The 212-nt window shown below is 63.2% G+C and carries 1 protein-coding gene; it reads right to left on the bottom strand.

Annotated features, from left to right (window positions below; translation table 11 throughout):
• Nucleotides 1-210, bottom strand: a 210-nt coding sequence (locus AF337_RS11830; protein WP_280138845.1) for an XdhC family protein, incomplete at its 3' end; no start/stop codon positions are given.
• Nucleotides 211-212 lie beyond the last annotated feature (2 nt).

Below are 212 nucleotides of genomic sequence, written 5' to 3'. Positions count from 1 at the left end.
GATATCCATCTCCGCCATTCCACCTGTTCCCGCTAGCATGTCCCACGCATTCGCGATCGCCATGAATTCGAACTGGCCGCCGCCGATCGTGCCCCATAACGCGGTGTGCGATGCCAGCATGAAGGTACCGGCCTCACGCGGGGTGGAGCCTTGTGTGCCGGTGATGTCGATGAGGATGCAGTCCGGGTGGGCGGCGAGGAAGCGGCGGATGT

It is taken from the genome of Rhizobium ecuadorense, assembly GCF_001187535.1.
Lineage (GTDB): Bacteria > Pseudomonadota > Alphaproteobacteria > Rhizobiales > Rhizobiaceae > Rhizobium > Rhizobium ecuadorense.
This window is presented reverse-complemented; position numbering and strand designations above follow the sequence as displayed.